Origin of the sequence: Leucobacter komagatae, assembly GCF_000834055.1 — a bacterium.
Lineage (GTDB): Bacteria > Actinomycetota > Actinomycetes > Actinomycetales > Microbacteriaceae > Leucobacter > Leucobacter komagatae_A.
On sequence record NZ_JXSQ01000004.1, the window covers coordinates 168,077 to 194,481 of the forward strand.

The 26,405-nt window shown below is 65.8% G+C and carries 23 protein-coding genes and 1 pseudogene; 9 read left to right on the forward strand and 15 right to left on the reverse strand.

All coding sequences use genetic code 11. The features are described 5' to 3' along the window. Positions 1-44 precede the first annotated feature (44 nt). Positions 45-992: a hypothetical protein gene (locus SD72_RS04955; RefSeq protein WP_042543322.1), complete on the forward strand. Its 948-nt coding sequence runs from the start codon at positions 45-47 to the stop codon at positions 990-992. 55 nt (positions 993-1,047) lie between these two features. Next, complete coding sequence (gene bcp / locus SD72_RS04960) at positions 1,048-1,521, forward strand: thioredoxin-dependent thiol peroxidase (protein WP_042543323.1); 474 nt, start codon at positions 1,048-1,050, stop codon at positions 1,519-1,521. A 200-nt stretch (positions 1,522-1,721) separates the two neighbouring features. On the opposite strand, the gene SD72_RS04965 is transcribed toward bcp, so the two are convergent. Continuing rightward, positions 1,722-2,162: a hypothetical protein gene (locus tag SD72_RS04965; protein WP_042543324.1), complete on the reverse strand. Its 441-nt coding sequence runs from the start codon at positions 2,160-2,162 to the stop codon at positions 1,722-1,724. 228 nt (positions 2,163-2,390) lie between these two features. Here SD72_RS04965 and SD72_RS04970 point away from each other — a divergent pair, with 228 nt between their 5' ends. After that, complete coding sequence (locus tag SD72_RS04970; protein ID WP_042543325.1) at positions 2,391-2,639, forward strand: WhiB family transcriptional regulator; 249 nt, start codon at positions 2,391-2,393, stop codon at positions 2,637-2,639. Between the two features lie 163 nt (positions 2,640-2,802). Here the strand turns inward: SD72_RS04970 and argG are convergent, their stop codons facing one another. The 4 genes from argG to SD72_RS04990 all read right to left on the reverse strand — a co-directional run bounded on the left by argG (position 2,803) and on the right by SD72_RS04990 (position 7,353). After that, complete coding sequence (gene argG / locus SD72_RS04975) at positions 2,803-4,224, reverse strand: argininosuccinate synthase (protein WP_042543326.1); 1,422 nt, start codon at positions 4,222-4,224, stop codon at positions 2,803-2,805. 40 nt (positions 4,225-4,264) lie between these two features. Further along, complete coding sequence (locus tag SD72_RS04980) at positions 4,265-5,308, reverse strand: malate dehydrogenase (protein ID WP_420038413.1); 1,044 nt, start codon at positions 5,306-5,308, stop codon at positions 4,265-4,267. 58 nt (positions 5,309-5,366) lie between these two features. Continuing rightward, positions 5,367-6,188 carry a serine hydrolase domain-containing protein gene (locus tag SD72_RS04985; RefSeq protein WP_042543328.1) on the reverse strand — a complete coding sequence of 274 codons (822 nt, stop codon included), beginning with the start codon at positions 6,186-6,188 and terminating at the stop codon, positions 5,367-5,369. 121 nt (positions 6,189-6,309) lie between these two features. After that, complete coding sequence (locus SD72_RS04990; protein ID WP_052492480.1) at positions 6,310-7,353, reverse strand: hypothetical protein; 1,044 nt, start codon at positions 7,351-7,353, stop codon at positions 6,310-6,312. A gap of 119 nt (positions 7,354-7,472) precedes the next feature. On the opposite strand from SD72_RS04990, the gene SD72_RS04995 reads away from it, so the two are divergent. Continuing rightward, positions 7,473-8,099: a TetR/AcrR family transcriptional regulator gene (locus SD72_RS04995; RefSeq protein ID WP_042543329.1), complete on the forward strand. Its 627-nt coding sequence runs from the start codon at positions 7,473-7,475 to the stop codon at positions 8,097-8,099. An 8-nt stretch (positions 8,100-8,107) separates the two neighbouring features. Here the strand turns inward: SD72_RS04995 and SD72_RS05000 are convergent, their stop codons facing one another. Next, on the reverse strand, positions 8,108-8,944 hold the full coding sequence (locus tag SD72_RS05000) for an aldo/keto reductase (protein ID WP_042543330.1): 837 nt from the start codon (positions 8,942-8,944) through the stop codon (positions 8,108-8,110). Positions 8,945-9,005: 61 nt separating this feature from the next. On the opposite strand from SD72_RS05000, the gene hrpA reads away from it, so the two are divergent. Further along, the gene (gene hrpA / locus SD72_RS05005; protein WP_042543331.1) at positions 9,006-12,959 is read left to right on the forward strand and encodes an ATP-dependent RNA helicase HrpA; all 3,954 of its coding nucleotides are present in this window, start codon (positions 9,006-9,008) and stop codon (positions 12,957-12,959) included. 7 nt (positions 12,960-12,966) lie between these two features. On the opposite strand, the gene SD72_RS05010 is transcribed toward hrpA, so the two are convergent. Both SD72_RS05010 and SD72_RS05015 read right to left on the reverse strand, forming a co-directional pair. Beyond that, positions 12,967-13,473: a hypothetical protein gene (locus SD72_RS05010; protein WP_042543332.1), complete on the reverse strand. Its 507-nt coding sequence runs from the start codon at positions 13,471-13,473 to the stop codon at positions 12,967-12,969. Between the two features lie 57 nt (positions 13,474-13,530). Next, a complete protein-coding gene (locus tag SD72_RS05015; protein ID WP_042543333.1) occupies positions 13,531-13,983 on the reverse strand; it encodes a nuclear transport factor 2 family protein in 453 nt (150 codons plus the stop codon). A 109-nt stretch (positions 13,984-14,092) separates the two neighbouring features. On the opposite strand from SD72_RS05015, the pseudogene SD72_RS18670 reads away from it, so the two are divergent. Beyond that, positions 14,093-14,197, forward strand: a pseudogene (locus SD72_RS18670) (DUF3418 domain-containing protein); the annotation flags it as partial. A gap of 7 nt (positions 14,198-14,204) precedes the next feature. On the opposite strand, the gene SD72_RS05020 reads toward SD72_RS18670, so the two are convergent. Next, positions 14,205-14,687 (reverse strand): hypothetical protein, encoded by a 483-nt coding sequence (locus tag SD72_RS05020; protein ID WP_042543334.1) that lies wholly within the window; start codon positions 14,685-14,687, stop codon positions 14,205-14,207. 149 nt (positions 14,688-14,836) lie between these two features. On the opposite strand from SD72_RS05020, the gene SD72_RS05025 reads away from it, so the two are divergent. The 3 genes from SD72_RS05025 (at position 14,837) to SD72_RS05035 (ending at position 18,559) form a co-directional block, all read left to right on the forward strand. After that, the gene (locus tag SD72_RS05025) at positions 14,837-16,066 is read left to right on the forward strand and encodes an MFS transporter (RefSeq protein ID WP_042543335.1); all 1,230 of its coding nucleotides are present in this window, start codon (positions 14,837-14,839) and stop codon (positions 16,064-16,066) included. Positions 16,067-16,119: 53 nt separating this feature from the next. Next, complete coding sequence (locus tag SD72_RS16840; RefSeq protein WP_052492481.1) at positions 16,120-17,073, forward strand: DUF4349 domain-containing protein; 954 nt, start codon at positions 16,120-16,122, stop codon at positions 17,071-17,073. A gap of 130 nt (positions 17,074-17,203) precedes the next feature. Continuing rightward, positions 17,204-18,559, forward strand: coding sequence for an NAD-dependent succinate-semialdehyde dehydrogenase (locus SD72_RS05035; protein ID WP_042543336.1), 1,356 nt, complete (start codon positions 17,204-17,206; stop codon positions 18,557-18,559). Between the two features lie 76 nt (positions 18,560-18,635). Here the strand turns inward: SD72_RS05035 and SD72_RS05040 are convergent, their stop codons facing one another. From SD72_RS05040 to SD72_RS05065, 6 genes are all read right to left on the reverse strand, one after another. Continuing rightward, complete coding sequence (locus tag SD72_RS05040; protein ID WP_157000461.1) at positions 18,636-20,309, reverse strand: PucR family transcriptional regulator; 1,674 nt, start codon at positions 20,307-20,309, stop codon at positions 18,636-18,638. A 51-nt stretch (positions 20,310-20,360) separates the two neighbouring features. Next, complete coding sequence (gene menC, locus SD72_RS05045; RefSeq protein WP_042543338.1) at positions 20,361-21,464, reverse strand: o-succinylbenzoate synthase; 1,104 nt, start codon at positions 21,462-21,464, stop codon at positions 20,361-20,363. After that, the gene (locus SD72_RS05050) at positions 21,454-22,269 is read right to left on the reverse strand and encodes a hypothetical protein (protein WP_042543339.1); all 816 of its coding nucleotides are present in this window, start codon (positions 22,267-22,269) and stop codon (positions 21,454-21,456) included. Before SD72_RS05050 ends, menC begins: the two co-directional genes overlap by 11 nt. Beyond that, entirely contained in the window at positions 22,266-23,390 is a 1,125-nt protein-coding gene (locus SD72_RS05055; protein ID WP_042543340.1) for a M20 family metallopeptidase, read from the reverse strand. The genes SD72_RS05050 and SD72_RS05055 overlap by 4 nt, the downstream gene beginning before the upstream one ends. 67 nt (positions 23,391-23,457) lie before the next feature. Then, the gene (locus SD72_RS05060; RefSeq protein WP_042543341.1) at positions 23,458-24,933 is read right to left on the reverse strand and encodes an amidohydrolase family protein; all 1,476 of its coding nucleotides are present in this window, start codon (positions 24,931-24,933) and stop codon (positions 23,458-23,460) included. Continuing rightward, positions 24,933-26,357, reverse strand: a complete 1,425-nt coding sequence (locus SD72_RS05065; protein WP_052492482.1) for a serine hydrolase domain-containing protein — start codon at positions 26,355-26,357, stop codon at positions 24,933-24,935. The genes SD72_RS05060 and SD72_RS05065 overlap by 1 nt, the downstream gene beginning before the upstream one ends. Positions 26,358-26,405 lie beyond the last annotated feature (48 nt).

The following is a 26,405-nucleotide window of genomic DNA, read 5'->3' on the forward strand; positions in this document are numbered from 1 at the left end:
GTCAGTAGCCATTCTCCGGCGAGTGGTTCGCATACACTTGGACCATGTCGGAGCACACACCGCAACACCAGCCTGTCTACCCAACGCAGCAGCCACGACAGGCGCCCGCGCCGGGGAGGGCGTCTGCCCAACCCCGCCCGCTCCCTGACCTCGCTCGCGGGTTCCACTCAGTCGTCGGGCTCACCCACCCGGTGATCGGGATCGTAATTCCCTGCGTTGCCCTATTCCTGATCGGCGCCTACGGCATCGGCCTCGCGGCGCTCGCAGGACTCGCAGGGGTATCGCTCATGATCTGCCTCATCGGCTGGCTGTGCCTCCTCGCTGGAGTCATCACGAGCGCGTTGAGCGTTCGGCGTATGGTTGCCAACTATCCCGCCGCTGGCAGCCAGTTCAGCGTCTTGCTCTGGCTCGGTCTGGTGCTGCCGACCTGCGGCTTCCTGCTCATGGTCATTGCGCCAATCGTGTCGCCGTACACGTACCTCTCGGGCGCTTCAAACGCCATGCCGATGCTCGGGCTCTTCATCATAGGCATCGCTCTGGTGCCCGCGGCAGGGCTCGCGCAGGCGTACAGCGTCCGCAGCCTCGAACGCAGCCACGGCCAGGCGGGAATCTCCGCGCTTTGGGCGCTTCAGCAGGGGCAGGTATCGCGGGAGCACGAATACCTCGCCGGGTTTGCGGTGCAGCGTCCGGCACCCCAGGCTGCTCCCCGTAACGTATACGGTGGCGCACCGCAGCAGCAGCCTCACGCGCATCAGGCGCAACAGCCACAGCAGCCACAGCAGCCGCAGCAGCCGCAGCAGCAACAGGGAACACACCAGCAGGGCTACGCACCACCACAGCAGGGATACGCACCGCCTCAGCAATGGCACGCAGCACCCCAGCCACGTCAGGCGCAGCCGCCAGTGCAGCCACCAGCGCAGCCGCAGGCACAGCTAGCAGCGCAGCCACCGGCGGCACCGCCAGTCCAGCCGGATTCCCCGAGTCAGCAGTAGGCTGACGGGCTGGGCAGTACCCCGCGCTGTCGCCGAGCGCCGGTAGGCTGGAACCATGACTGAACGCGTGATTCTTGAGCCAGGTACGCCCGCCCCCGACTTTGCCCTCCTCGATCAAGACGGCACTGAGCGTAAGCTGAGCGACTTCCGCGGCGAGAAGCTCGTGATCTTCTTCTACCCGCAGGCGATGACCCCAGCGTGCACGACCGAAGCCTGCGAGTTCCAGGAGTCAACGGCTCCACTTGCGGCCGCCGGATACCGCGTGATCGGCATCTCGCGAGACAAGGTCGACAAGCTTCGTCGGTTTGCCGACCGTGATGGCCTGAAATACCCGCTGCTCAGCGACCCCGACACGGCGACGCACAGGGCATACGGCACCTTCGGCGAGAAGAACAGCTATGGCCGCATCGTCGAGGGTGTCATCCGCTCGACCTTCGTCATCGACGCGGACGGAACGATCGAGCACGCGCTCTACAACATCAAGGCGACGGGGCACGTGGCCCGCATCGTGAAGCTCCTCGGGGCGTAACTCGCTTCGCGACCACCGAGCCAGCGCTGGGTCTGCATCGCGTCACCCGTGAGTTACCCCTGGTTCACCCGAGGTTCTCCCCTGAAGTGCCGCCACGGCCATTGCGCACCGTGGTGGCACTTCGTGCTTTCCGTGGCGTTACAGGCGCGGCAGCGGGCCCCTGGGGCGCGAGACTCAAACTTCGGGACTCGCGCGTCGGCTCAGCGTCCGCGCTCGGCCTCCGGGGCGCCAGCCTGACCTTCCCCGGCCTCGACGCCGGCAGGCCTTGCTGACGGCCCAATGAGGATCGCCGACACGAATCCGATGATCGCGAGCGCGAGCAGCGCGACGCCGATCGCCGGGCTCCCGATGAGGCCCTGGAAGACTCCGACCGCTGCGGCAAGCATGAGCACGTGAATCGTGACGGCCGACCCGCGCACCCAGGATCCGCTGCGTCGCATGGCCCCGACGAGCGTCGCCGCCAGCCACACGCAGCACAACATCATGCTGACGAGCAGGCTCACCCACAGTGGCAGCAGGGCCTCACGCTCTGGTCCTGCCGCGGGAAACGTTGGGATCATCGTGACGACGAGAATCGCGCCGAGCACCAATTCGGCTGCGAGTACTGCGGTGAGCGTAAACCAAGCAGAACGAGACCGCATTTTTGTCACAGCACCTATCCATTTCCTGAAACAACTGTAAAAAGCCTATTGTCTTTCGTTCACTTCCATGGAAGCATATATTCATCAGAGTTTCGCGCACGCCGGTGTGAGCATTCTCATGTCACGTTGGCAAATAGACACCGCGCGATCTCTCTCAGGCTACCCGGCCTTTGCTGATTAGCGCGTGTACAGAATGAGCATCGCACGTGCGACGCAGAGGAGGTAAGTATGGATTGGCGTGAACAGGCAGCGTGCCTAACCGTAGATCCGGAGCTGTTCTTTCCGGTTGGAAACACCGGGCCAGCTGTGGATCAGATCGAGCGAGCGAAGGCCGTCTGCGCCCGCTGCCCGGTTACGGAGATGTGCCTCCAGTACGCAATGGACACCGGCCAGGATTCTGGTGTCTGGGGCGGCCTGAGCGAGGACGAGCGCCGCGCACTCAAGCGCCGCGCAGCACGCGCGCGCCGCGCATCCTAAGCACCGCGTAGTACACGAACGGGCTCCCACCTCAGCGAGGTGGGAGCCCGTTTGTGTACCCGCCGCATGTGGGCGCCGCGCGCCGCCCGTGCGGCGCGTCCACCCCTCCCGGATACGCAGAAGGCTCCGACCCGCGCGGGTCGGAGCCTTCTGTCACTAGTGGTTAGTCGGTGCCGGAGTCGAACGCGGCTGCGAGGCCGAGCTCGTCGCCCTCTTCGCTGATGCCGGTGACGGCCTCCGCGATCTCGGCGGCGCCACCCTTCTCGAGCTCGCCGACGAGGTCAGCGACAGCGCCGCCAACCATGCCCATCGCCGCGTACTGCTCGAGCCGCGAGCGCGAGTCTGCGATGTCGAGGTTGCGCATGGTGAGCTGGCCGATGCGATCCTCAGGGCCGAAGGCTGCGCCAACGGTGCGCTCCATCGAGAGCTTCTCCGGGTGGTAGGAGAGGTTCGGTCCCTCAGTGTTGAGGATCGTGTAGTCGTCGCCGCGACGCAGGCGGAGGGTAACCTCGCCCGTGACCGCGGAGCCGACCCAGCGCTGCAGCGACTCGCGCAGCATGAGCGACTGCGGGTCGAGCCAGCGGCCCTCGTACATGAGGCGGCCGAGCTTGCGGCCGTCGGTGTGGTAGCTCGCGAGGGTGTCCTCGTTGTGGATCGCGTTCACGAGGCGCTCGTACGTGATGTGCAACAGGGCCATGCCCGGTGCCTCGTAGATGCCGCGTGACTTCGCCTCGATGATGCGGTTCTCGATCTGGTCGGAGACGCCGAGGCCGTGACGGCCACCGATCTTGTTCGCCTCGAACACGAGCGCTACGGGGTCGTCGTACTCGACGCCGTTGATCGCGACGGGGCGGCCAGCCTCGAAGCGAACCGACACCTCCTCGGTTGCGACCTCTACGTCGTCGCGCCACGCGGCGACGCCCATGATGGGTGTCACAACGTCGAGACCGGCGTTGAGGAACTCGAGGGTCTTCGCCTCGTGGGTCGCGCCCCAAATGTTCGCGTCCGTCGAGTACGCCTTCTCTGCCGAGTCGCGGTACGGGTAGCCGTGCTCGACAAGCCACTCGCTCATCTCGTGGCGGCCGCCGAGCTCGCTCACGAAGTCGGCGTCGAGCCACGGCTTGTAGATCCGCAGCGCGGGGTTCGCCATGAGGCCGTAGCGGTAGAACCGCTCAATGTCGTTGCCCTTGTAGGTTGAGCCGTCGCCCCAGATGTCGACGCCGTCTTCCTTCATGGCGCGAACGAGCAGCGTGCCGGTCACGGCGCGGCCGAGCGGCGTCGTGTTGAAGTAGGTCTTTCCGCCCGAGCGTACGTTGAAGGCACCGGTCTGGAGCGCGACGAAGCCCTCCTCTACGAGGGGTCGCTTCGCGTCGACGTGACGGGCGATCTCCGCGCCGTACTCCTTTGCGCGATCCGCGACACCATCAATATCGGGCTCGTCGTACTGGCCGATATCAGCGGTATAGGTGCAGGGAACCGCACCCTTTTCGCGCATCCACGCGACAGCACAGGAGGTATCGAGACCGCCAGAGAAGGCAATGCCGACGCGCTCGCCAACGGGGAGAGAAGAAAGAACCTTGGACATGTTCTCTATCCTAGGGTCTCGCGCATCCCCCGGTGCACGCCTAACCGGCCGGGACGAGCCCGAGCGCCGTCACCTGTTCGCGCTCAGACTCGAGTTCGCGCACCGATGCGTCGATCTTCTCGCGCGAGAACGCGTCGATCTCGAGCCCCTCGACGACCTGCCATGCTCCGCTGGCTGCGCGCACAGGAACCGAGGCAATGAGCCCCTCAGGAATCCCGTACGCGCCCGTGGAGGGCAGCGCCACAGAGGTTCGTGCTGCCGCTGTGCCCGCGAACCAGTCGCGCACGTGATCGATGGCGGCGTTCGCGGCCGACGCGACGGAGGATCCACCGCGGACCTCGATGATCTCCGCCCCGCGCTTCGCGACCCTGTCGATGTAGGCGCCGCGGCCCCACTCCTCGCCGACGACGTCGAGCGCCGGGCGACCGGCGATCGTCGCGTGGCTCAGGTCGGGGTATTGCGTCGCGGAGTGGTTGCCCCAGATGGTGATGCCGTCGATGTCGGCAACCGCGGCGCCCGCGCGCTCGGCGAGGAGCCCGACCGCACGATTGTGGTCAAGGCGGGTGAGCGCGGTGAAGCGCTCGGCTGGCACGTCAGGTGCGTGCTGTTGGGCGATGAACGCGTTCGTGTTCGCGGGGTTGCCTACGACGAGCACGCGCACATCGTCGGCCGCGTGGTCGTTGATCGCGCGGCCCTGCGGCCCGAAGATCGCGCCGTTTGCTGCGAGCAGGTCGCCGCGCTCCATGCCGGCAGTGCGCGGCCTGGAGCCGACGAGCAGGGCGACGTTTGCGCCGTCGAAACCCACCTCCGGGGTGGTCGCGATGTCGACGCTTGCGAGCAGCGGGAACGCGCAGTCCGTGAGTTCGAGCGCGGCTCCCTCCGCGGCTTTGACACCCTGCGGGATCTCGAGGAGGCGCAGCGCGACCGGCTGATCGGGGCCAAAGACCGCGCCCGAGGCGATCCGGAATAGCGCGGCGTAGCCGATCTGGCCGCCGGCGCCGGTAACCGTGACGGTGATTGGCGCGGTCTGAGCGCTAGTACCGTGTGGCTGCGATTGTTCCGTTGTCATAGTTGCTTCGTTCATCGTTGGACTCCTCTGTCTGCGTTCCTCGGCAGAGCGCATGGCACGCTCACCGTGTGGGCTAGCGTGCGGCCGCGACCTCTGCGAGCACGGCGTCCGAGAGCTTCGGCCAGGCCTCAGCCGCCCACTCCCCAAAGTTGCGGTCGGTGAGTGCCACGCAGGCGATCCCAGCAACGGGATCGACCCACAGGAAGGTGCCCGACTGCCCGAAGTGGCCGAACGTCGCCGGGCTGTTCGTCTCCCCCGTCCAGTGCGGCTCCTTGCCGTTGCGGATCTCGAAGCCGAGTCCCCAGTCGTTCGGCCGCTGCCTGCCGAAGCCAGGCAACACGCCGTCGATCCCGGGGAACACGACGCTCGTCGCCTGTGCGAGGGTGTCCGGGTGCAGCACTCGCGGAGCCTGCAGCTCTGCTGCGAAGCGCGAAAGGTCGGCCGCGGTCGACACACCACCCGCGGCTGGTTCACCCTCCAGGCTCGTTGCGGTCATGCCGAGCGGCTCGAGCAGCCCCTCGCGCAGGTAGTCAACGAAGGGGATCTCAGCGCGCTCGGCGAGTGTCGCTGCGAGCACGTTGATGCCGATGTTTGAGTAGATGCGCCGCTGGCCTGGGCGTCCGCGCACCACGTCCTCCGAGAAGTCGAGGCCAGAGGCGTGCGCGAGGAGGTGGCGGATCGTGGAGCCCTCCGGGCCGGCAGGGTCGTCCAGCTCGATCGCGCCCTCCTCGATCGCGAGCAGCGCTGCCGTTGCGCTCAGCAGCTTCGTGACGGACGCAAGCGGGTACCTGCGGTCCTGGTCGCCTCGCGTGCCGAGGATCGTTCCGTCACGGGCGATCACCGCGACTGCTGCGTTGTCAACGGGCCAGGAATCGATAAGGCTCAGACTCTCCATATCCCAACGCTACCTCGCGCCAGCCCGTGAGAGCTGAGATGAGGCTATTCGAAAGCTGTTTTGCCTCCCGTTTGGCGCCCCGCGGAGGGTTGCGGAACACCAAACGGGAGGGCAGCCGAGGCTACGACGCTGCCGGCGCCAGCGCGGCGCGGCTCTCACGCCACGCGCCCAATGCGTAGCAGCCGGCGCCCAGCAGCGCCCACGCCGCGAGCGCCAGCGCGGGAAGCAACGCCGTCGACCCATCGAAGAATCCGACATTTCGCAGCAGCGCTCCGGTTGCCCCCGGGGGCAGCCACTGCCCGATTCCGCCCCACGGCGAAGGAAGCAGCTCGGTCGCGGTCGTGAGCCCCGAGAGCGGGTTGCCGAGCAGGATGAGAATCATCGCAGCGATCACGATGCCAACCCCGCGAAGCAATCGCTGAAGGCCGAGTACGAGCAGGCTCGTTGCCGCGATGCCGAGCATGCCAGCAGCTGCGAGTGCTGGATAGCTCCCCTCGAAGGTGCCGAACCAGAACCGTAGCACAGCGGTCATGGCTGCCCCACCGAGGACCGCAAAGCTCAGCGCTGCGATGATCCTCGTTTTGCTGCCGCGTACGGTCGCGATGATGCCAACGGCCGCGATCCAGCCGCCGAGCGCGATCGGCAGCGCTCCGGCGGACAGACCGATCCCACGCGGATCGTCGGCAGTGAACGGCACCGGGTCGGAAACGGTGACCGGGAGGCCCGCGGTCGCACCGATGCGCTCCCCCATGTCCCTGACGAACGTCGACATCGAGGCGCCCGTCGCGGTGGGGGCGAGCACGCGCAGTTCGGTTTCTTCGACAACGATCGCGCCCACCGCCTCGCGGCCACGGAGCAGATCTGTGGCCGCGGCCTCATCCGCTACCTCTGTCCACGCGATCGCGTCTGGCGCCATCGTGTCGGCGGCGGCTCGCAGCTGCGCGGCGACCGGTTCAGGTGCGACGAGCGCCACGGGCACGTCACGCGGTTCGGCCCGCAGCCCGGGAAGCGCGAACGCGACGAGAAACGCGACGAGGATGACGACGAGTAGCCCGACGACTCCCATCACTTTGAGTGGCGAGGCACTCGCCTCGCTTGCGGCGGAGGCCCCACCGGCACCAGGATCAGCGCTCTGGGAGACGGCCGTCTCGGGAATTGTGGACATAACGTTGCCTCTTTCCGTGGGTCACACCACATCGACACAAGATACGGAGCGTATCTTATTCGAGGTAACAGTAACATGGATCCAACAGACACCGACAGCGGACCACAGGGAGAACGGGCATGCCAAAAGAGGCGAAGGGAGATCCTCCCGCGCAGCCGACCCGAAGACGCGACGAGGTACTCCTTCGCGCGATCTTTGACGCGACCATCGCCGAGCTTCAAGACGCCGGCTTCCACGGCGTGACGTTTGAGGGCGTCGCTCGACGCGCGCAGACCAGCAAACCCGTGCTGTATCGGCGCTTCCAGAGCAGGGCCGAGCTCGTCGCGGCAGCGATCGACGCGCGCCTCCCCCTCCCCACTGAGCCGCGCTACACCGGCCCGCTGCGCGAACAGCTCCTCGAGCTCTTCGCGCTCCACGAGGGGCGCTACCAGCAACTGGGCGCCGGCGTCGTCCGTGGGCTCCTCGCTGAGCTTCCACAGGCGCACTCAACCGCAATGCTCGCAGAGGGCGCGGAGAAAATGCTTCCGCCGCTGCGGGCGCTCATTCGCTCGGCTTCCGAGCGCGGCGAACTCGGCCCCGAACCGATCCCTGAGACGGTGATCGCCTCGGCCATGTCGCTTCTGCGCTACGAGTTCCTCACCATCGGAAGGGTCCCCGAACGATCCGAGATCGAGACACTCCTCGACCTCATATATCTTCCACTGCTCAAGCTTCACTCCGGCGCGATTGCGCTCGCGCCGGAGTGAAGCGCGGGCTAGCGCACGTCCATCTCGTGCGGGTTCGTGCCAAAGTTGTGCTGCACATCGAGCGCGTCAATCGCGCTCATCTCGGCTGCGGTGAGCTCGAAGTCGAAGATCCGCGCGTTCTCGACGAGGCGTTCCGGGCGCACGGTCTTCGGGAAGATGATGCGGTCCTGCTGCACGTGCCAGCGAAGGATCACCTGCGCCGGGGTCTTGCCGTGTGCTGCGGCGGGCTCAACGAGCGCCGGCCGCTCGAAGAGGTCTGACTTGCCCTGTGCGAGCGGGCCCCACGCCTCAACGCGAATCCCCTTCGAGTTGCAGTACTCAACGAGCTCGCGGCGCTGGTGCAGCGGGTGCAACTCGATCTGGTTCACGGTTGGCACAATGCCGGTCTCGGAGATGATCTCTTCGAGGTCCGAGATCTCAAAGTTCGAGACGCCAATCGAAGTCGCCCGGCCAGACTCATGGATGTTGATGAGCGACCGCCACGCGGTGAGCGCCTCGCCGAACATCGGCTGCGGCCAGTGCACGAGGTACAGGTCGACGCGGTCGAGTCCCAGCTTGTCGAGGCTCTCCTGGAAGGCCTCCTCGCCGCGGGTCTGGTCGCTGTTCCACAGCTTCGTGGTGACGAACAGCTCCTCCCGTGGCACCCCGCTTGCGGCGATCGCGGCGCCGACCTCGGCCTCGTTGCGGTAGATCGCAGCGGTGTCGATGTGGCGGTAACCCACCTCGATGGACTCCTCTACGACGCGCTGCGCTTCGCCGGGGTCGACCTTAAACACACCGACGCCGAGCTGGGGGATCTCGGTGCCATCGTGCAGTGAAATGTTGGGGATTGATAGCTTGCTCATGTGCACTCCTTTGGGTCGGACTCGAAGTCAGTCTACGACTCGCGCGATAATGGATCCTGTTATGTCGAACCCCGAGGGCCCAAGGCCACGCATCGAGTTCCCTGAGGAGCTCCCCGTCTCGCAGATGCGCGACGAAATCCAGGCAGCAATTCGCGATCACCAGGTCGTCATCGTCGCAGGCGAGACCGGCTCGGGAAAGACCACGCAGCTGCCGAAGATCGCGCTCGCCCTCGGGCGGGAGCGCATCGCGCACACGCAGCCGCGCAGGATCGCAGCGCGCACCATCGCGGAGCGCATCGCCGAGGAGACGGGCACCGAGCTCGGCGGGCTCGTCGGCTACCAGGTGAGGTTCACGGATCAGGCGTCGAAAGACACGAAGATCCGCCTGATGACCGACGGCATCCTGCTCAACGCGATCCACCGCGATCGCGACCTCACGGCGTACGACACCATCATCATTGATGAAGCGCACGAGCGCTCGCTCAACATTGACTTCCTGCTGGGCTACCTGCAGACGCTGCTGCCGCGCCGCCCCGATCTCAAGGTCATCATCACGTCAGCGACGATCGACCCTGCCTCGTTCGCGAAGCACTTTGCCGACCACAAAACCGGCGAACCAGCCCCGATCATCGAGGTGTCGGGGCGCACCTACCCCGTCGAGATTCGCTACCGCCCGCTCGTCGAGGAGCGCGAGGTGATTGACCCGAAGACCAAGCAGCCGAAGATCCGCAAGATCGAGCGCGACATGTTCGACGCGATCGGCGAGGCCGTCGACGAGCTCGGCAAGGAGTCGCGCGGCGACGTGCTCGTGTTCCTCTCCGGCGAGGCCGAGATTCGCGATGCCGCAGACGCGCTCTCGGGCCGCGTGCAGCGTGGCGGGGGCGGCTCACGCACGGAGATCCTCCCCCTCTACGGCAGGCTCTCCGCTGCCGAGCAGCACCGCGTGTTCGAGCGCCGCACCGGCCAGAACGCCGGCGCGCGCCGCATCGTGCTCGCGACCAACGTCGCCGAGACCTCGCTCACCGTTCCCGGGATCCGCTACGTCATCGACGCCGGCACGGCGCGCATCTCGCGCTACTCCGCGCGTTCGAAGGTGCAGCGCCTCCCGATCGAGGCGATCTCGCAGGCGAGCGCGAACCAGCGCTCGGGGCGCTCGGGCCGCACAAGCGACGGCATCGCGATCAGGCTTTACAGCGAGGAAGACTTCGAGTCGCGCCCGCTCTTCACCGAGCCCGAGATCAGGCGGACAGGGCTTGCGAGCGTCATCTTGCAGATGCTCTCCCTCGGCCTCGGCGACATCGCCGGGTTCCCGTTCCTCACGCCGCCGGACGAGCGCGGGATCCGTGACGGCCTTGGTCTCCTTGAGGAGCTCGGCGCTGTGCGCCCGGCGAAGCGGGGAGGCAAGTCGGGCCGCACGCACGAGCGCGGTGAGAGCCAGGGGACCCACGCGATCACGAATACCGGCCGCGAGCTCGCCCGACTGCCGATCGAGCCCCGGTTCGCGCGCATGGTTGTCGAGGCTCGCAGGCACGAGGTCGTGCCTGAGGTGCTCCCGATCGTCGCGGGGCTCACGATTCAAGACGTGCGCGAGCGGCCCGTCGCCGAGCGCGCGCAGGCCGACCAGTTCCACGCTCGCTTTAACGATCCGCTCGGCGACCTGCTGACGCTCCTGAACCTCTGGAACCACCTGCAGAAGCAGCAGGCCGAGCTCTCCTCGAGCGCGTTCCGCAGGCTCTGCAAGAAGGAGTTCCTCAACTTCCTGCGCGTGCGCGAGTGGATGGACCTCGTGCGGCAGCTCTCAAGGGCCGCCGGCGTCAAGGGTCAGGTGAAGGAGGCAACGGGTGGATCGCCCGAGCTCATCCACCGCTCCGTGCTCGCTGGGCTGCTCTCGCAGCTTGGCGCCCGCGACGACCGGCAGGATCGCCGCCAGCCAGGCAGGGCCCGCGAGGTCCCAGGAGCGGTGAAGCGGAAGCCAGCGCAGGAGTACCTCGGTTCGCGCGGCACCCGCTTCGTGCTGTACCCGGGATCGGTGCTCGCGAAGAAGCCGCCCGAGGTCGTGATGAGCGTCGAACTCGTCGAGACGAGCCGGCTGTTCGCCCGCTCGAACGCGGTCGTGGACCCCGAATGGGCCGAGGAACTCGCCGGCCCGCTCGCGAAGCGGCAGCATTCCGAGCCGCGCTGGGAGCGCAAGCAAGGCGCGGCCGTCGCGACAGAGCGGGTCACGCTCTACGGCGTGCCGATTGTCACCGATCGCCGCGTGCAGCTCTCCCGCTTCGACCCGGTCGAGGCGCGCGAGCTGTTCATCAGGCACGCACTCGTCGACGGCGACTGGGACTCCCCGCAGGCTTTCGACAGGGCGAACCATCAGCTGCGCCGGGAGCTCGCGCAGCTCGAGGAGCGCACGCGCCGCCGCGACATCCTCGACGGCGACGAGGCGGTCTTCGAGTTTTACGACGCCCGCATTCCGAAGGACGTCGCGAGCACCCGCGACTTCGAGGGCTGGTGGCGGAAGAAGCGCGCCGACGATCCGCAGTACCTGCACATGCGCCGCGACGACCTCCTCGAGGAGGAGACCGTCGAGGTCGACGAGGCCGAGTATCCGCGCCAGTGGCAGCACGGCGACCAGTCGCTGAAGCTCAAGTACCGCTTCGACCCGACGAGCGAGGACGACGGCGTGACCGTGAACGTGCCGCTGCCGCTCCTCCCCAGGCTCGCGCAGGGCGACTTCGAGAAGCTCGTGCCCGGCATGCGCGAGGAGCTCGTGACCGCCCTCATCAAGACGCTGCCGAAGGCGATCCGCAAACACGTCGTGCCCGCGGCAGACTGGGCGCGCACGCTGCTCGGCGTCGTCGGACCGAAGCTTGACGGCGCGGAGGCCGCTGGAACCGAGGCGTCGCTCACGCAGCTGCTCGCCGACGAGATCCGCCGCCGCACGAGCCAGCAGGTGACTGCGGCGGACTTCGACCCCGCACGGCTCCCCCACCACCTCACGCCCACGTTCCGCGTGATCGACGCGCGCGGCCGCACGATCGGCGCGGGCAAGGACCTCGCCGAGCTGCAGTCGACGCACAAGGAGCAGGCAACGCGCGGCGTCGCGAAGGTCGCGCAGGCGTCGCTGCCGAAGAGCGAGCTCGAACGCACCGGCGCGACGACGTGGGACTTCGGCGACCTCCCCAGGCACGTCGACTCGAGCTACGCGAAGGGCCGCTCCGGCAGCGCAGGCGTGGTGCGGGCGTACCCCGCGATCGTGGATCGCCGCACGAGCGTCGACCTCGGACTCGTCGCCGACGAAGCCGAGCAGCGGCGCGCATCGCGGCGCGGGATCCGCCGCCTCGTCGTACTGTCGAGCCCGTCGCCCGCGAGCTACGTCCGCGAGCACCTCTCGAACCAGGAGAAGCTGCTGCTCGGTGCGGGGCCGTATCGTTCGCTGGACACCGCGATCGCCGACGTATCGCTCGCGGTCGCCGAGCGCGTGATCCGCCGCCATGCCCCCGACGGGCTCGTGTGGCGCGCCGACGAGTTCGAGCAGATCGCGAACGACTACGCGCGCAGCCTCATCGACGAGATCTACGGGACGATCGCGCTCACCGCGAAGGTGCTCGACGCGGCCCGGCTCGCGAAGAAGGCGATCGACCAGGCGAAGTCGCTGCAGGTGCTCGGCCAGGTCGCAGACGCCGCGAAGCAGCTCGACGGGCTCGTGTTCGACGGCTTCGTCTCGCGCACCGGGGCCGCGCAGCTCGAACGCGTCCCCGTCTATCTCGAGGCGCTCGCGCACCGCATGCGCTCGCTCACCGACAACCCCGGCCGCGACCGCGCGTGGCAGAACGACGTGGATCGCGCGCTCGTGCTGTTCTCCGAGGCTGGCGGCACGATCCCGCTGCCAGCTGACCCGCCCGAGCACACCGAGCGGGCCCGCTGGCTCATCGAGGAGTTCCGCGTGAGTCTCTTCGCGCAGCAGCTGCGCGCCGCCGAGGCGGTGTCGCTCAAGCGCATCCAGAAGGCGCTCGAGGGGTAGCTGGCATCTAGCCGCCCTCGCCAGGGCGCCCAAGCAAGGTAGTGCTCTCTCCCATGCGCTCGCAGATGTCGGAGAGCTCCGCGACCGCAGCGTCAACGGCCTCGCCCCCGTCAGGGTGCTCGCTTGCGACCTCACGGAGCGCGGCGACCGGTACGCCGAGTTCTGCGCTCTCGAGCTCGGCATGCGCGCCGTGTTCGACGAAGTACGCGTAGGCGTCCGTGACTGCCTGCGTGAGGTGTTGCAACTGCTCGGGTGTGATGATCGACTGTTCCGCATCCGAGCCCGCACGAAACTCAATTCCTTTCAGCACACTCAGCCCGCCGCACGTCCAGGCGGCTGCGGCCTCCTCAAGCGTGTGCGTGCCAGCTGCCGCTGCGGTACCCGAGTTCGCCGATTCGGCGGACTGTGCCGAAGGCTCAGTCCCCTGAGTGCACCCGGCGAGCGTCAGAGCGGCCGCCAACGCGGCAGCACCCGCGGGAGCGATCGCGAGAGCACGAGTAGATCCGTGGAGCATCTGCCCTTCTCCTTTCCATTTCGATTGCGACGCGGCTCGCGGATCGAGGCGCGCTCGTCAGTCCTCGATGGGATCCCACGCTGCCTCAGCGTTCCCGGAATCCGCTACCACGCGAAGCGCACGCTCAAGGACCTGGAGGTCCTCGCAGGTTTCAACTGAGACGACCTTGCCCCAGCTCAGGGTCATGAACTGAAACACTGTGTTTTCATACCTCGACCCGTCGGGCAACGGTCCGCTGATCTGCGACCGGACGCCGATGCGCGTTCGCCACGGCCAGCCGCCGACGAGAATGTCTGTGATCTCAAATCGTGCCCCGGGGAGCAGCCGCAGGAGCCGCTCCCACCAGGCGTTCATTGATGCGACCGAGGTGCGCCGGCCGCCGAGTGCGTGTCGCCCGAGGAATCGATACGTAAACGGGGAGCCGAGGCTGTTCACCATCGGGGCGTAGTTTCCTGCGTTGATCTCGTCAAACACTCCGTGCACCTTGCGTCGCACAACTGTCGCGTACATTGGCGGCCCCTCGCTGCTTGGTGGTGTTCGCGCGCGATCCACCTCCAGTATTCGTCGGTTATCCGCGGATTCGCTGGGAGGGGGTTAGCGTCGCGCCGCGAGCAACCGCGCACGGCGCCTCATCGCGGAGTTCCGCGTGAGCCGCTTTGCGCAGCGGTTGCGCTCGGCCGGGCCGGTGTCGCTCAAGCGCCTTCAGAAGGCGCTTGAGGGGTAGCTGGCACCTAGCCGCCGTCTCCGGGGCGCGCAATAATTGCGACCGGCGCACCAGCTTCCTCGCAGGCGGATCCCAGTGCATGGCTCGCCTCCGCGATGGCAATGGGGTCGCGGGGCTCTGACTCCGCGATACTTCGGAGCGTCGCGACCTCGTTGCTGAGTTCGCCCGGCGCGCGTTCCGCGATCGTGGCGTAGCCGTCGAAGACCAAGCTATGAACGGCGTCGACGGCACCCTCAGGCAGCACGCCACTGCCCTCGTCGACCGCCGCTCGCCACAGCGCGGCCTCAAGTGCGTTCAGCTGACCACACACGAAGGCAACATCAGCCGTTGGCTCCCCACGTTCCGCTGCCGCGGTGTTCACATCGTTTTCGGCGTCATTTGGGCGTGGTGAGGCGTCGCTTGCTGGGGAGCAAGCAGCGAGCGTGAGCGTGGCCGTCACGGCGAGCACAGCGCTCCAGGACTTCGGGGAAATACGATCACTGTTTGGCATGTTCTGACGCTCCTTTGCGATTCGTCCAACCAGTGGGCTGACCCTAACACGGCAAGGACAACAGAGCTTCTCGATGCCCCCAGATATTCGGCGCCTCAAAACCTCGACCCTGGCCAAAATGGGGCGCGGCGGAGGACTAGAATCGCCTGATGGGCATTTACCGTGAGCTGGCTCGCAATGAGGGCGTTTTCCGTATCCTTTTCTCGCAGCTCACTGCCAGGTTCCCGTTTGGCATGCTGTCGATCATTGTGCTGCTGCACATGCAGCAACAGTTCGGCGAGTACACCGCGGCCGGGATCGTGCTCGCAACGCAGAGTGTCGGCCAAGCGATCTCAGGGCCGCTCTCAAGCCGCCTCATGGGCCGTTTCGGGATGCGCCGAGTGCTCTGGATCACGTCGGTGCTGTGCACCGGGTTCATCATCGTCATCGCGTTCGTGCACTTGCCGCTCGCGATCACCGCACTGATTTCTTTTGCGATCGGGCTTGCGACGCCACCCATCACCCCTGCGGTGCGCACGCTCTACCCGCGCCTCGTCCCCGGCAACCAGATCTCAGCACTGTTCTCGCTTGACGCGGCAGCGCAGGAACTCATCTGGGTGCTTGGCCCCGTCATCGCGGTCTTCGTCGCCGCACAGTTCGGCACAGCCGTCGGTCTGACGGTCGCCGCAGCGTTCATGCTCGGTGGCGGCGCGTGGTTTATCCTCAGCCGGCCGGTAGGGGTCGTGAAGATTCCGCCGTCCAAGGGCGGCCTCGGCGCCGTCCTTAAGCGCCCAACGGTGATCATTTCGACCGTGGTCGGATTCTTCTTCGTCGCGTCGTTCGCGGCGATCGAGGCCGGCATCGTGCGCGCATTCGCTCCGGTCGAGGGCGGCGGCGGGCACAGCAGCATCGAGTCGGGCATTGTGCTCGCGGTCTTCGCCGCCGGCTCGCTCGTTGGCGGACTCATCGTCGGGCACCGGCCACTGCGTCCGTGGTCGCTCGTGATCCGCATCGGCATCGTGCTTGCTGGCACTCTCGCCTGCCTCGTCAGCCTGAACATCTGGTGGCTGTCGATCGTACTGTTCATCGGCGGGCTCGGCACCGCGCCGACATTCGCTGGCATCTCAAGCATGATCGGCTCAACGATCAAGTTCTCGGAGACGGCGGAGGCATTCGGCTGGATCGGTACGGGCCAGCTCGTTGGCGTGGCAACCGGATCCGCCGTCGCTGGCGTCGCAATCGACGCCATGGGTGCCAACGGTGCCATTATCGTCTCGAGCGCGCTCATCACCATTGCTGGTCTTGTTGCGCTCGCAACCACCAGGTGGGTTCCCGACCTCAAGGGCCGGGACATCGAACAGCCCCCGGAGACCGGAACGATCACCCTTCCACTCCCGTAACGATTCACGGTAGCGGCTTTCGCGGCCAGCCCCGTCGCCTTTACCCTTGGCGCATGTCACTCACACGCGTCCTCTCTGCTGCAGCGGCCGGCCTGCTACTCATCGCCGTGGCCGGCTGCTCGGCTGAGTCATCCGGGGTTTCGACCGGTGGCGGCCCCAGCGAAGTTCAGGTGCTGCCAGCCGAGCCGCTGCCAGAGGGGCTCGTCGCGGAAACCCTGCCCGATCTCAGCAGCGAGCCATTCCCCGGGTCCCCCGAGGTCGCAGACCAGGCAACGTCACGTTCAATCGTGCGCGGCGCGAGCATCGAAATCGTGGTCAAGTCCGCGCAGGACTCGGCAGCTGAGGCCGCCGACGTCGCTGCGCAGCACGGGGGGTCAGTCTCCTCACAGAGCCTCTCCAACGACATCGGATCGAACAGCACAGCCCAGCTCTTGATCCGGGTGCCATCAGACAAGCTCGCGGACGCCCTCGATGATCTCGGCTCGCTCGGCGACGTTCGCTTCGAGCAACGCTCCGCCGACGACGTCACCGAGACCCACGTCGACCTGCAGGCAAGAGCCGAGGCGCTGCAGGCATCGATAGACCGTCTGACCGCACTCATGGAGGGTGCCACCTCGACGAGCGACCTCATCGAAGCGGAGGCCGCACTCACCGAACGCCAACAGCAGCTCGACGGGCTGCGGGCGCAGCTCGAAGCGCTCGAGGGACAGATCGACCAAGCTGATATCTGGGTGATGCTGACCGAGTCCAGTGCGCTGCCTGGCGGCGGCCCGCAGTCGTTCTGGGACGCGATCATGACAGGCTTCGCATCAATCGGTGCGTTCTTCGCCGCTGTGTATATCGGAGCGGGTGTCGCGCTCCCCTGGCTCGTGCTGGTTGCCGCGATCATCCTCGTCATCGTCGTCGCGGTGCGGGTACGCAAGCGACGCGCCCGAAGTCGTCGAACTGCCGCACAGCCGCCGGACCCCAAAGCTGCGGATTCAGTCGTTCCTGAGGAGACCTCCTAGCGATTCGATCACTGAGTTCTCTGTATCGCGGCTGAAAGAGCAGCGCGCGGGTCGCTAGTGATCCTCAGTCAGGTGTGAAAGACTTAGCCTGAAGTAGACACCGTCGAAGTCACTAAGGAGTGAGTCAACTATGGGCACCTTCGCCGTCATCAACCCGGCTACGGGCGAGACCGTCGCCGAGTATCCCGATGCGACCGCAGCAGACATTGAAACTGCAATAGCGTCGGCACAGCAGACCTACCAGGAGTGGTCGCGCAAGACCACCGTCGCCGAGCGCGCAGCGCTCGCGAAGCGCGCAGCAGAGCTCTTCGACGAGCGCAAGGAAGAACTCGGCGCGATCATCAACCGCGAGATGGGCAAGCCGCTCGATCAGTCGATCGGTGAGGCAGAGTTCTCCGGCGCGATTACCGCTGCCTTCGCGGACAACGCAGAGAAGTGGCTCGCAGACGAGCCGCTCGAAGTAGAAGACGGCCTCAAGACCTTCTTCCGCTTCCAGGGAACCGGCGTCATCCTCGGCATCATGCCCTGGAACTACCCGTACTACCAGGTTGCCCGCTTCGCTCTTCCGAACCTCATCCTCGGCAACACGATCATCCTCAAGCACGCAGCACAGTGCCCGGAATCGGCACTTGCTCTCGAGCAGCTGTTCCTCGACGCTGGATTCCCGAAGGGCGCATACGTCAACGTATTCGCCTCGCACGACCAGATCAGCGACATCATCGCAGACGACCGCATCCAGGGCATCTCGCTCACGGGCTCCGAGCGCGCTGGCGCAATCGTCGCTGAGCAGGCCGGCAAGCACCTCAAGAAGTGCGTACTCGAGCTCGGTGGCTCCGATGTCTTCCTCGTGCTCGACTCGGCGGATCTCGACCACGCTGTCGCGCACGCAGTGGGCGGCCGCATGGAGAACACCGGCCAGGCGTGCAACGGTTCGAAGCGCATCGTCGTCATGGACAAGTACTTCGACGAGTTCTCGGAGAAGTTCAAGGCAGCCATCGCCGGCCAGTCCTACCAGGCTGGCGACTTTGGGCCGATGTCTTCTGAGGCTGCAACGAAGACGCTCACCTCGCAGGTGCAGGGAGCTATCGACCAGGGCGCAGATGTCCTCGTTGGCGACAACACCCCTGAGGGCAACTTCTACACCCCTTCGGTGATCACCAACATCACCCCGGCAATGGATGTGTACAGCCAGGAGCTGTTCGGCCCGGTTGCGCAGCTCTACAAGGTATCGAGCGACGAAGAGGCGATCAACCTCGCGAACTCCTCGCCGTACGGCCTCGGCTCCGTCATCATCTGTGACGACCTCGACCGCGCCGAGCAGGTGGGCAACCAGCTCGACGTTGGCATGGTCTTCATCGGCGGCGCAGGCCTCGAGGGCGCTGACGTGCCCTTTGGTGGCGTGAAGAAGTCGGGCTACGGGCGCGAGCTCGGCAAGGTCGGCATGCTCGAGTTCGCCAACAAGAAGCTCTTCCGCTTCGCAGGCTAATTCCTTCCGCGAATGAGTGAGGGGCTCGGATCCGTTGTGGATCCGAGCCCCTCACTTGTATGCGCTATGCGCCGCGCTACCGGTCGAGCAAGCGTAGCTGCAGCATCGCCGCGAACCGGTCATCCGCGTCGTCAAGGTCGATTCCGCTGATCTCGACGGCGCGACGCAGCCGGTAACGGAACGTATTCGGGTGGACAAACAGTGTGCCAGCTGCCTGCCCGACGTCGCCGAAGTGGTCGAACCACGCGCGCAAGGTGTCAACCAGTTGCCCCTTCTGCTTACCGTCGTGCTCAATGAGGCGAGATACCGGCCCGGTGAACTCGTCACCGCGCACCACCATGAGGTCTTTGAGCTCACGCATCAGCACTTCGGCGTGCACGTCAGAGAGCCGTGCAACGCGTGAGAGCGGCTTCGTCGATCCACCCCTCCCCGTTTCGAGCAGCGCGCGCAGCACGCGCCGCGCAGATCCCCGCGAACGGGTGATGCCAGCGAGGTCGTCTGCCGGCGGCCCCACCGCGATCACCGCAGGCATCCGGGCCCCAACCCTGTCGAGGAAGTCCTCCATCGTGCGCACCGCATGCAACCCGGAAGGATCGTTCGGCTCCGGGAGAATCCCGTAGGCAGTATCCCCCAGCTGCGCGACCGCAGAACCGGGCCGCATCGCAGAAAGATGCACGGCGAGCGCGTCGGTGAAACGCTCCCGCTCAGCCATGAGCGCCTGGTCTGTCCCCTCGGTCGCGCCGTGCTCGGTCTCTGTCAGCACCGCTGCTACCACGCACACAGACTGACCGGAGAGGTTGAGCCTGGCCAGCGCCTCGCTCGCCCCGGAACCCCCCTCGAGCGCGGTGCTGAGCAGCTCAGCACGCAACCGCCGCTGCACGTCAGCCCCTGCGCGCAACCGCAGCAGATGCAGCGCAACGAGTTTCGCCGCGTCGCGGAGCGTGACGGTGCGCTCGTGCGTGAGCGGGCCGTCCATGGCGGCCCAAATCGAACCGAGCACCTCGTCGCCGGCGCGAACACCAATCGCAACGCGCTGCGTCGACCCATCGTTTACCGACACCACCGAATCAATCACGTCAGAATCAATGACCACCGGGTCATCGCTCCGATACAGGTGCCGGAACACGCCCCGTTCGGTGAGGCGCTCGGTGTAGCGCTCCGGAACGCGGCGACCGATGATGGTCTCGGCGCGCGCACGGTCGGCCTCCTCCTGCCTGCCAGAGAACGCGAGCACGCGGGAAGATCGATCCTCGATGGTCACGGGCGCGTCAAGGAGCGACGCGATCGCGTTCGCAACAGCGAAGAGATCACCCGACGGGATCCCCCCGAGCGAGTCCACGTGTGTGTCACCAACGTCGTCTTCAGCAAGGAGCGTGCGCAGCAGCGCCGCGAGCTGCGTCCAGGTCGCCCCACGTGCAAGCCCGAGCACAACCACACCGCGCTCGTCTGCCGCACGCCTCACCTCGTCGGTGAGCTCGACGGGTGAGCGCACGACAACTGCGGCGACCGGCTGATTCGGCAGCCCCTCGATGAGTTCGGCGAGCGCTTCGCTGCCGTGCACTCCTACCCCGAGCACGAAGGCGTGCTCGGGGTAGAGGGGCTCATCGAAGGCATCGAAAATCACCACGCCACCGACGGGCTGCTGCTCGTTCGCCCGCCCATGGGCCGTCTCAAGGAGCGTGACCCCCAAATCGTCGAGGATCCGCGCAAAGCTGAACCGGGGGAAACGAGGCTCGTTGCGGTCACTCATGTTCGGAAGCATACCGCCCCCAACCCCGACGTCGATACTGTGACTCGCACGCTAGGAGACTGCTACCCATTCGACGCTCGTTGTGAATTCTTCGAGCAGCTCAGGGATCGGGGCGACGCCGAGTCCTGGGCCGGTCGGCACGGTCAGGTGACCGTCCTCCATGACCCACGGCTCGGTGATGTCGGTCTCGTAGAACCGGCTACTCGACGAAACGTCACCCGGCATGGTGAAGCCAGGCAACGACGCCAACGCAATGTTCGCCGCACGCCCGATACCGGACTCGAGCATTCCTCCGCACCACACAGGAACACCGGAAGCAACAGCGATGTCGTGGATCCGACGGGCCTCGAGATAGCCGCCGACGCGACCGGGCTTGATGTTGATGACGCTCGTCGCACCGAGACGGATCGCGGCTGCTGCGGTCTGTGCCGAAGTGATCGACTCATCGAGGCAAATCGGTGTCTTCATAAGCTTCGCGAGGTCGGCGTGGCCAACAATGTCTTCCTCTTCGAGGGGCTGCTCGATGAGGAGCAGGTCGAAGTCGTCGAGCTTTGCGAGATGACGGGCGTCGGCGAGCGTGTACGCCGTGTTCGCGTCAACCTGCAGCAGTACCTCGTCGCCGAAGCGCTCGCGCACGGCACGCACGGCGTCAATGTCCCAGCCGGGTTCAATCTTCAGCTTGATCCGAACGTATCCCTCGTCAATGTATCCACCGACGGCGTCGAGCAATTCGGGGATCGAATCCATGATGCCGACGGACACTCCGCACGGCACGCGCTCGTTGACCGACCCAAGCTCGCGGCCGAACGACCGACCGCTTGCGCGCAACTCTGCGTCAAGCACCGCGGTCTCGAGCGCAGCCTTCGCCATTGGGTGACCCTTGAACGGGTGCAGTGCCTGGCCTACGCCGTTTGCGTCGCGCACACCGGCGATCGCCGAGATGAAGTAGCGCTTCATGATGTCTTGTGCGCCATCGGTGTACTCGGGTGAATACAGCGGGTCACCGAGGGTCACACACTCCCCCCACCCCTCAGCCTCATCAGTGACGACCTTTACCAGCAGGATATCCCGCGCGGTCTGCGTGCTGAACGACGTGCGGAACGGTGAGACGAGCGGCAACCCAACACGGCGCAGCTCAAAGCCCTCAATCTTCATCTGTCTTCTTCTCCTCTGTTGATGCGTTTTGCAAGATGTAGCCGACGCCGCGCTCAAAGCCAACGACCTTCGCGCCGTCGTTGAACAGCCCCGTAAGCTCGTCCCGGATTGCGCGCCGCCATCGCTTGGCCTCCGCTGGGTCAGAAACGCGGAGCGACTCGATGTCGTCAGGTAGCAAGACAGTGACGTCACCCTCGGGCGCTGGCCCTGGAGTCGCGCCACCGGCGAGGGCGGCAACCTGGGGATCGCGCAGATCCCAGCGAACAAGCAGACGGTCGCTGAGGTCGCCCGCGTTGATAGTGTCCGCCATCGCGCCGTAGAAATTCTCGAGGTATTCGAGCGGGAACGCCCCGAGTTTGCGGATATTGAAGTTCGCGTTGCGCGATACCAGCGGATCGAACGTCCACTCGACAACGTCGATCCCGCGTTCAAGCGACCAGGCGCGCTGATGCAGCTTGAGAGCGTATCCGATCGACTTCCCCACCGTCTCGGGGAGCACCCCGGCGATGTGGCTGTGCAGTGTCAGTCGCTCCGGGCTTGAGTGCACCCCGAGGGACGCTCCAACGAGCTTGCCGTCAAGGAAGGCGCCACCAATATAGTTGCCCGTCTTCCCAAGCACACGGAGAAACTCACGCGGCACAACGGGATTCTCCGCGGTACGCCCCCAGATGCGGGCGAGCAATTCACCCACCTCGGCTTCTTCGTCCTTACCGCGCATTTCGCGTACCGTCGCACCCGCGAGCGCGGCAGCGCGCTCCGCGTCGGCTACGGCTCGTGCTAGTTCATCGTGCGTGATGTTTGTCATCGCCCACCCACCTCGGTATCGCCCGCAAGGTTGGCAACGAGTGCGCCAAGCAGTCTGGTTCTTGGTTCAATCTCTTCTACAATTACGTGCTCGCTCTCAGCGTGCGCACCACCTCCGACAGCCCCGAGGCCATCAAGCGTTGGCACCCCGATGCCTGCGGTGAAGTTGCCGTCGCTAGCGCCCCCGACGGCAACGCCGACGAAGGGTTCGAGGCCGAGCTGCGCAGCAGTCTCCTGCACACGTTCGAACAGCGCCTCCGAAGAGCTGCGTTCGAGCACTGGCCGGTTCACCCCGCCGATAACTTCGAGTGTCGCGCCGGGTAGTACCGGGGTAAGTGCGCGAATCTCCTCGTCCACCCGCTGCTGCTCGGCGCTCGTACGAGCACGCACATCGACTTTGAACGAAGCACGGGCAGGCACGGTATTGCCGGTGGTGCCCGAATTTGCAACGGTTGGCGTCACCGAAGTGCCAAGCTCTGAGTCCGACAGCGCAGCAACCGCGAGCAGCTGATTGGCCAGCTCGACAGAGGCGTTGATTCCCTTCTCGGGCTCCAACCCAGCGTGGGAAGCGCGGCCGTGAACCACGAGTTCGTAGAGCGACACCCCCTTGCGTTCAATTTTGAGTGCGCCGCCGTCAGCCGACGCCTCAAGCACGAGCGCGGCGCGAGCACCGCGGGCGCTCTCCTCGATGAGCGCGCGGGAGCTGGGGGAACCCAGCTCCTCATCGCCGGTGACAATAATCGACACCCCATCGCGGTCAGGCATTGCCGCAACCGCGTGCAACGCCATCGCGAGACCCGTCTTCATATCGAAGCTGCCCGGGCCGGTGAGCACACCGTCGCGCACCGCAAACGGCAGCCGCCCGAGCGTTCCCATCGGCCACACGGTGTCGTGATGAGCGACGAGCAGCACCCGAGTCGCGCCACCAAAGTTCCACCTCAGGTGGCTGACACCATCAATGACGATGCGCTCTGGCGCGACACCGAGGAGCGACTCGCCGAGTTCAGCAACGAGGTCGGCAGACACCGCCACAGCGGTGTGATCGTCAGACGGCGATTCGCACTCGACAAGTGTCTGAATCGTCTCGAGGATATCTGCGAGACGAACGGTGTCCTGTGTCATGTTGACGGACCTTTCCTCAGGTGTTGAAGTGAGAGTGCGCACTGCGTGCGCCGGTGAGCTATTGCACTCATCTGCGGTGGCCTCGGAGTCCCCTACCAGGGTAAGCATCGGTCACGATATCTTCATCACGGACAACGAATACACCCGCGACGAGCACGTGCTCGATGCCGACTGACGGCCGTGTGCTGTCGAGGTAGGTTGCGCGATCCGTCACCCGGTTCGGATCAATAACGACGAGGTCTGCGTCTGCCCCTACAGCGAGGTGACCCTTCGAAGCGAAACTCGGCGTCGTGGTGTCCATCACCCTCGCGGGAAGATAACTGCAGCGCCGAAACGCCTCTAGCCAGCTCCACTCCCCCTGCTCCCTCACCATCAACCGCAGCGACCTTGCAAACGTGCCAGCCGTCCGCGGATGAGTGGTGCCACCGGACGGGAGCGGCCACTCACGGGTGTCCGTCGAACCGTCTGGCCACGAGACATGCATAGCGTCTGACGCGACGATACTGTCGGGGAATGCGAGCGAGCGCTCGAGCAAAGCACGGTCCGCAGGATCGTCATCATCGAGGTATTCAACGATGCACGCTGCGCCCGGGTCGGTACGGCGGACTTCCCGGAGCCGCCCTGCGTCGGCGATGCGCTCGCCCGTTTCCACGAGCACCAGGTTCGAGGGTGTCAGCCCCCATGCCGGGAGCCGCTCGGGCGCGAGGAACGCTGCACCGATGCCGGTGCTTCCAGCACCGTACGGGTAGGTCTCTACCGTCATCCGTGCTCCCCCTCGGCGGGCACGCTCAATCACGCCGAGGGTGCGATCGACGTGGCGCCGCGAGGTACTGTTCACATGGCAGTGATGCACTTGCCCACCGAATTCCGCAGCGGCCCGTGCCGCCTCCTCGGTGCCGTCGATCGGTGTGGCAGGGTCAGACTCGATGATCTCCCGCACATGGGTGAACGTGGGAACGCCGGCCCGAGCCGCGAGCTCATTCACCGCGAGATACTCACGCGGGTCTGTCTGCGGAGCGTAACCCTGCAGAATGCCGATACCGAGTGCCCCGTCCTCGAGCTCGCCTTCGAGCCGACCGACCCAGGCCGTGAGCTGCCCGGGAGTCGAGGTCGCTTGCCACGCCGGATCCCCGAGAATCGCAAGCGCACTCGCAAACTTGGCGTCTGCCTTGCGCCCAGAGAGGACCTCGGCTCTCGCCATGCCCCACGACGCCGAAAAACCGAAGTTGATCGGCCGCCCCTCGGCGGCAGCGTTCGCGTAGGCAAGTTCGACCGGCAACAGGCCAGCCTCAAGTTCGAGTGCTGTTGTGACGCCATCTCGTGCCTGCAACCGTTGCCCTGCGATCGAATTTACGTGGCTGTGGAGATCCACGAATCCGGGGCCAACGATCTTGCCAGTGACGTCAATCTCCTCGGCGTCCTCGGCACGAAGCTCCAGACCAACTGCCGCGACTTTTCCGTCCTCGATGAGCACATCGGCGATCCGGTCAGACCCGGTTCTCGGATCTATGACGCGTCCACCTTGCAACAGCACTCGAGCCATCAGTCTGCCGATTCTGCTGCGACCTGCTTACGCAGGCAGCGGATGTCAGAGTACAGGCAGGGGTGCCCGTCCACCTCGGCGAAGGTCAGCTTCACCCAGCTGGTGAGGCGATCCGGTCGCCCGGTGAAACGGTTTGCTTGTTCGGTCGGGAAGAGCTCCACGACGATCTCATCGCCGGGCTCTTCCGGCTTCAGGCTCTGGGACAGCCGCGCTTCAAGCGTTCCGGCATCGGTCTTCACGATTTCGAAGGTGGTGATGAAGTCGCCATACTTGCCGAGCCACTCGTCCTGAACAACAACGTCGGTTGCGGGGCCAGCCGGCGTCACACCAGGCGCGGGAGATACCCCAGCAAACTCCCGCGCAAACGCGCCAACGATATCTGCACCGGCCGCGTTCGCGACTCCGCCATTGCAGAACACCACGATTACCACGCCGTCCTCTGGGAGCACCTGGAACCACGCCTTGTTGCCAATGGTGGTGCCACCGTGCCAGACGACGCGGTGTCCTTCCCACTCATCGAGGATCCATCCCAGGCCCCACTGCGGCGACAGTGCGTCGGCATCGCCGAGGTCGACCTGCGGCTCAAACATCAACCGCACTGACTCAGGACTGAGCAGCGCCGTGCCGCCAGTCCCGCGTCCGTCGCGCAGGAAAGACCGCCCGAAGTCGAGCATGTCGTCAACGCTGCTGTTGATGATGCCAGCTGGCCCGACCGAACGCATCAACGCGGTGCGGGCCGCAGGGCTCCAGACGGTGCTGCCCGGCTCACGGGTGTGTCCGTGCTGGTAACGGTGACTCATGATCTGCTCGGGCAGAGTGAGGAAGTGCTGCAGGTCGAGCCTCGCGCTAATGCGTGCCTGCACCGAAGCATCCCAGGTGCGCCCGTCGAGCAGCTCGATGATCCGCCCGAGCACCACGAAGCCGGAGTTGCAGTATGACCAGCCATTGCCGGGTGAGAACAGTGGCTCGGCGTCTTTGAGCAGTGCAACGTACTTCTCGATGCAGTCATCGCCACGACCCGTGTCGGTGAACACATCGCCGTTGATGCCGGAGGTGTGCGTGAGGAGGTGGTGCACGGTGATTGTGCCGTCATCCTGCGTGGACAGCTTCGTGTCTGGCAGTAGGTCCGTGATGAGGGTGTCGAGGTCAAGTTTCCCCTCTTCACGCAGCTGCATGATCATCGTGCTCGTCACGAGCTTCGTGACTGAGCCGATCTGGCAAAGCGCGTCGCGTGAGGTCTCGACTCCCGTGCGGGAGTTGGTTACTCCCGTGCTGGCAACGAAGCGCTGCTCGACACCGCTGTCAGGGTCGATGCGAAGTACGCCAGCGACGATGCCAGGTACTTGATGCCGACGTGCGCTCTCAACCAAGAGCTGCTCCCATCGGGTCGCGTCGAAGCTGTTCTGGCTGAGTGTGCTGGTCATCATTGACTCCTTGAGGTTCATGCGGTGAGACGCGTGTTGCGGTGCTGC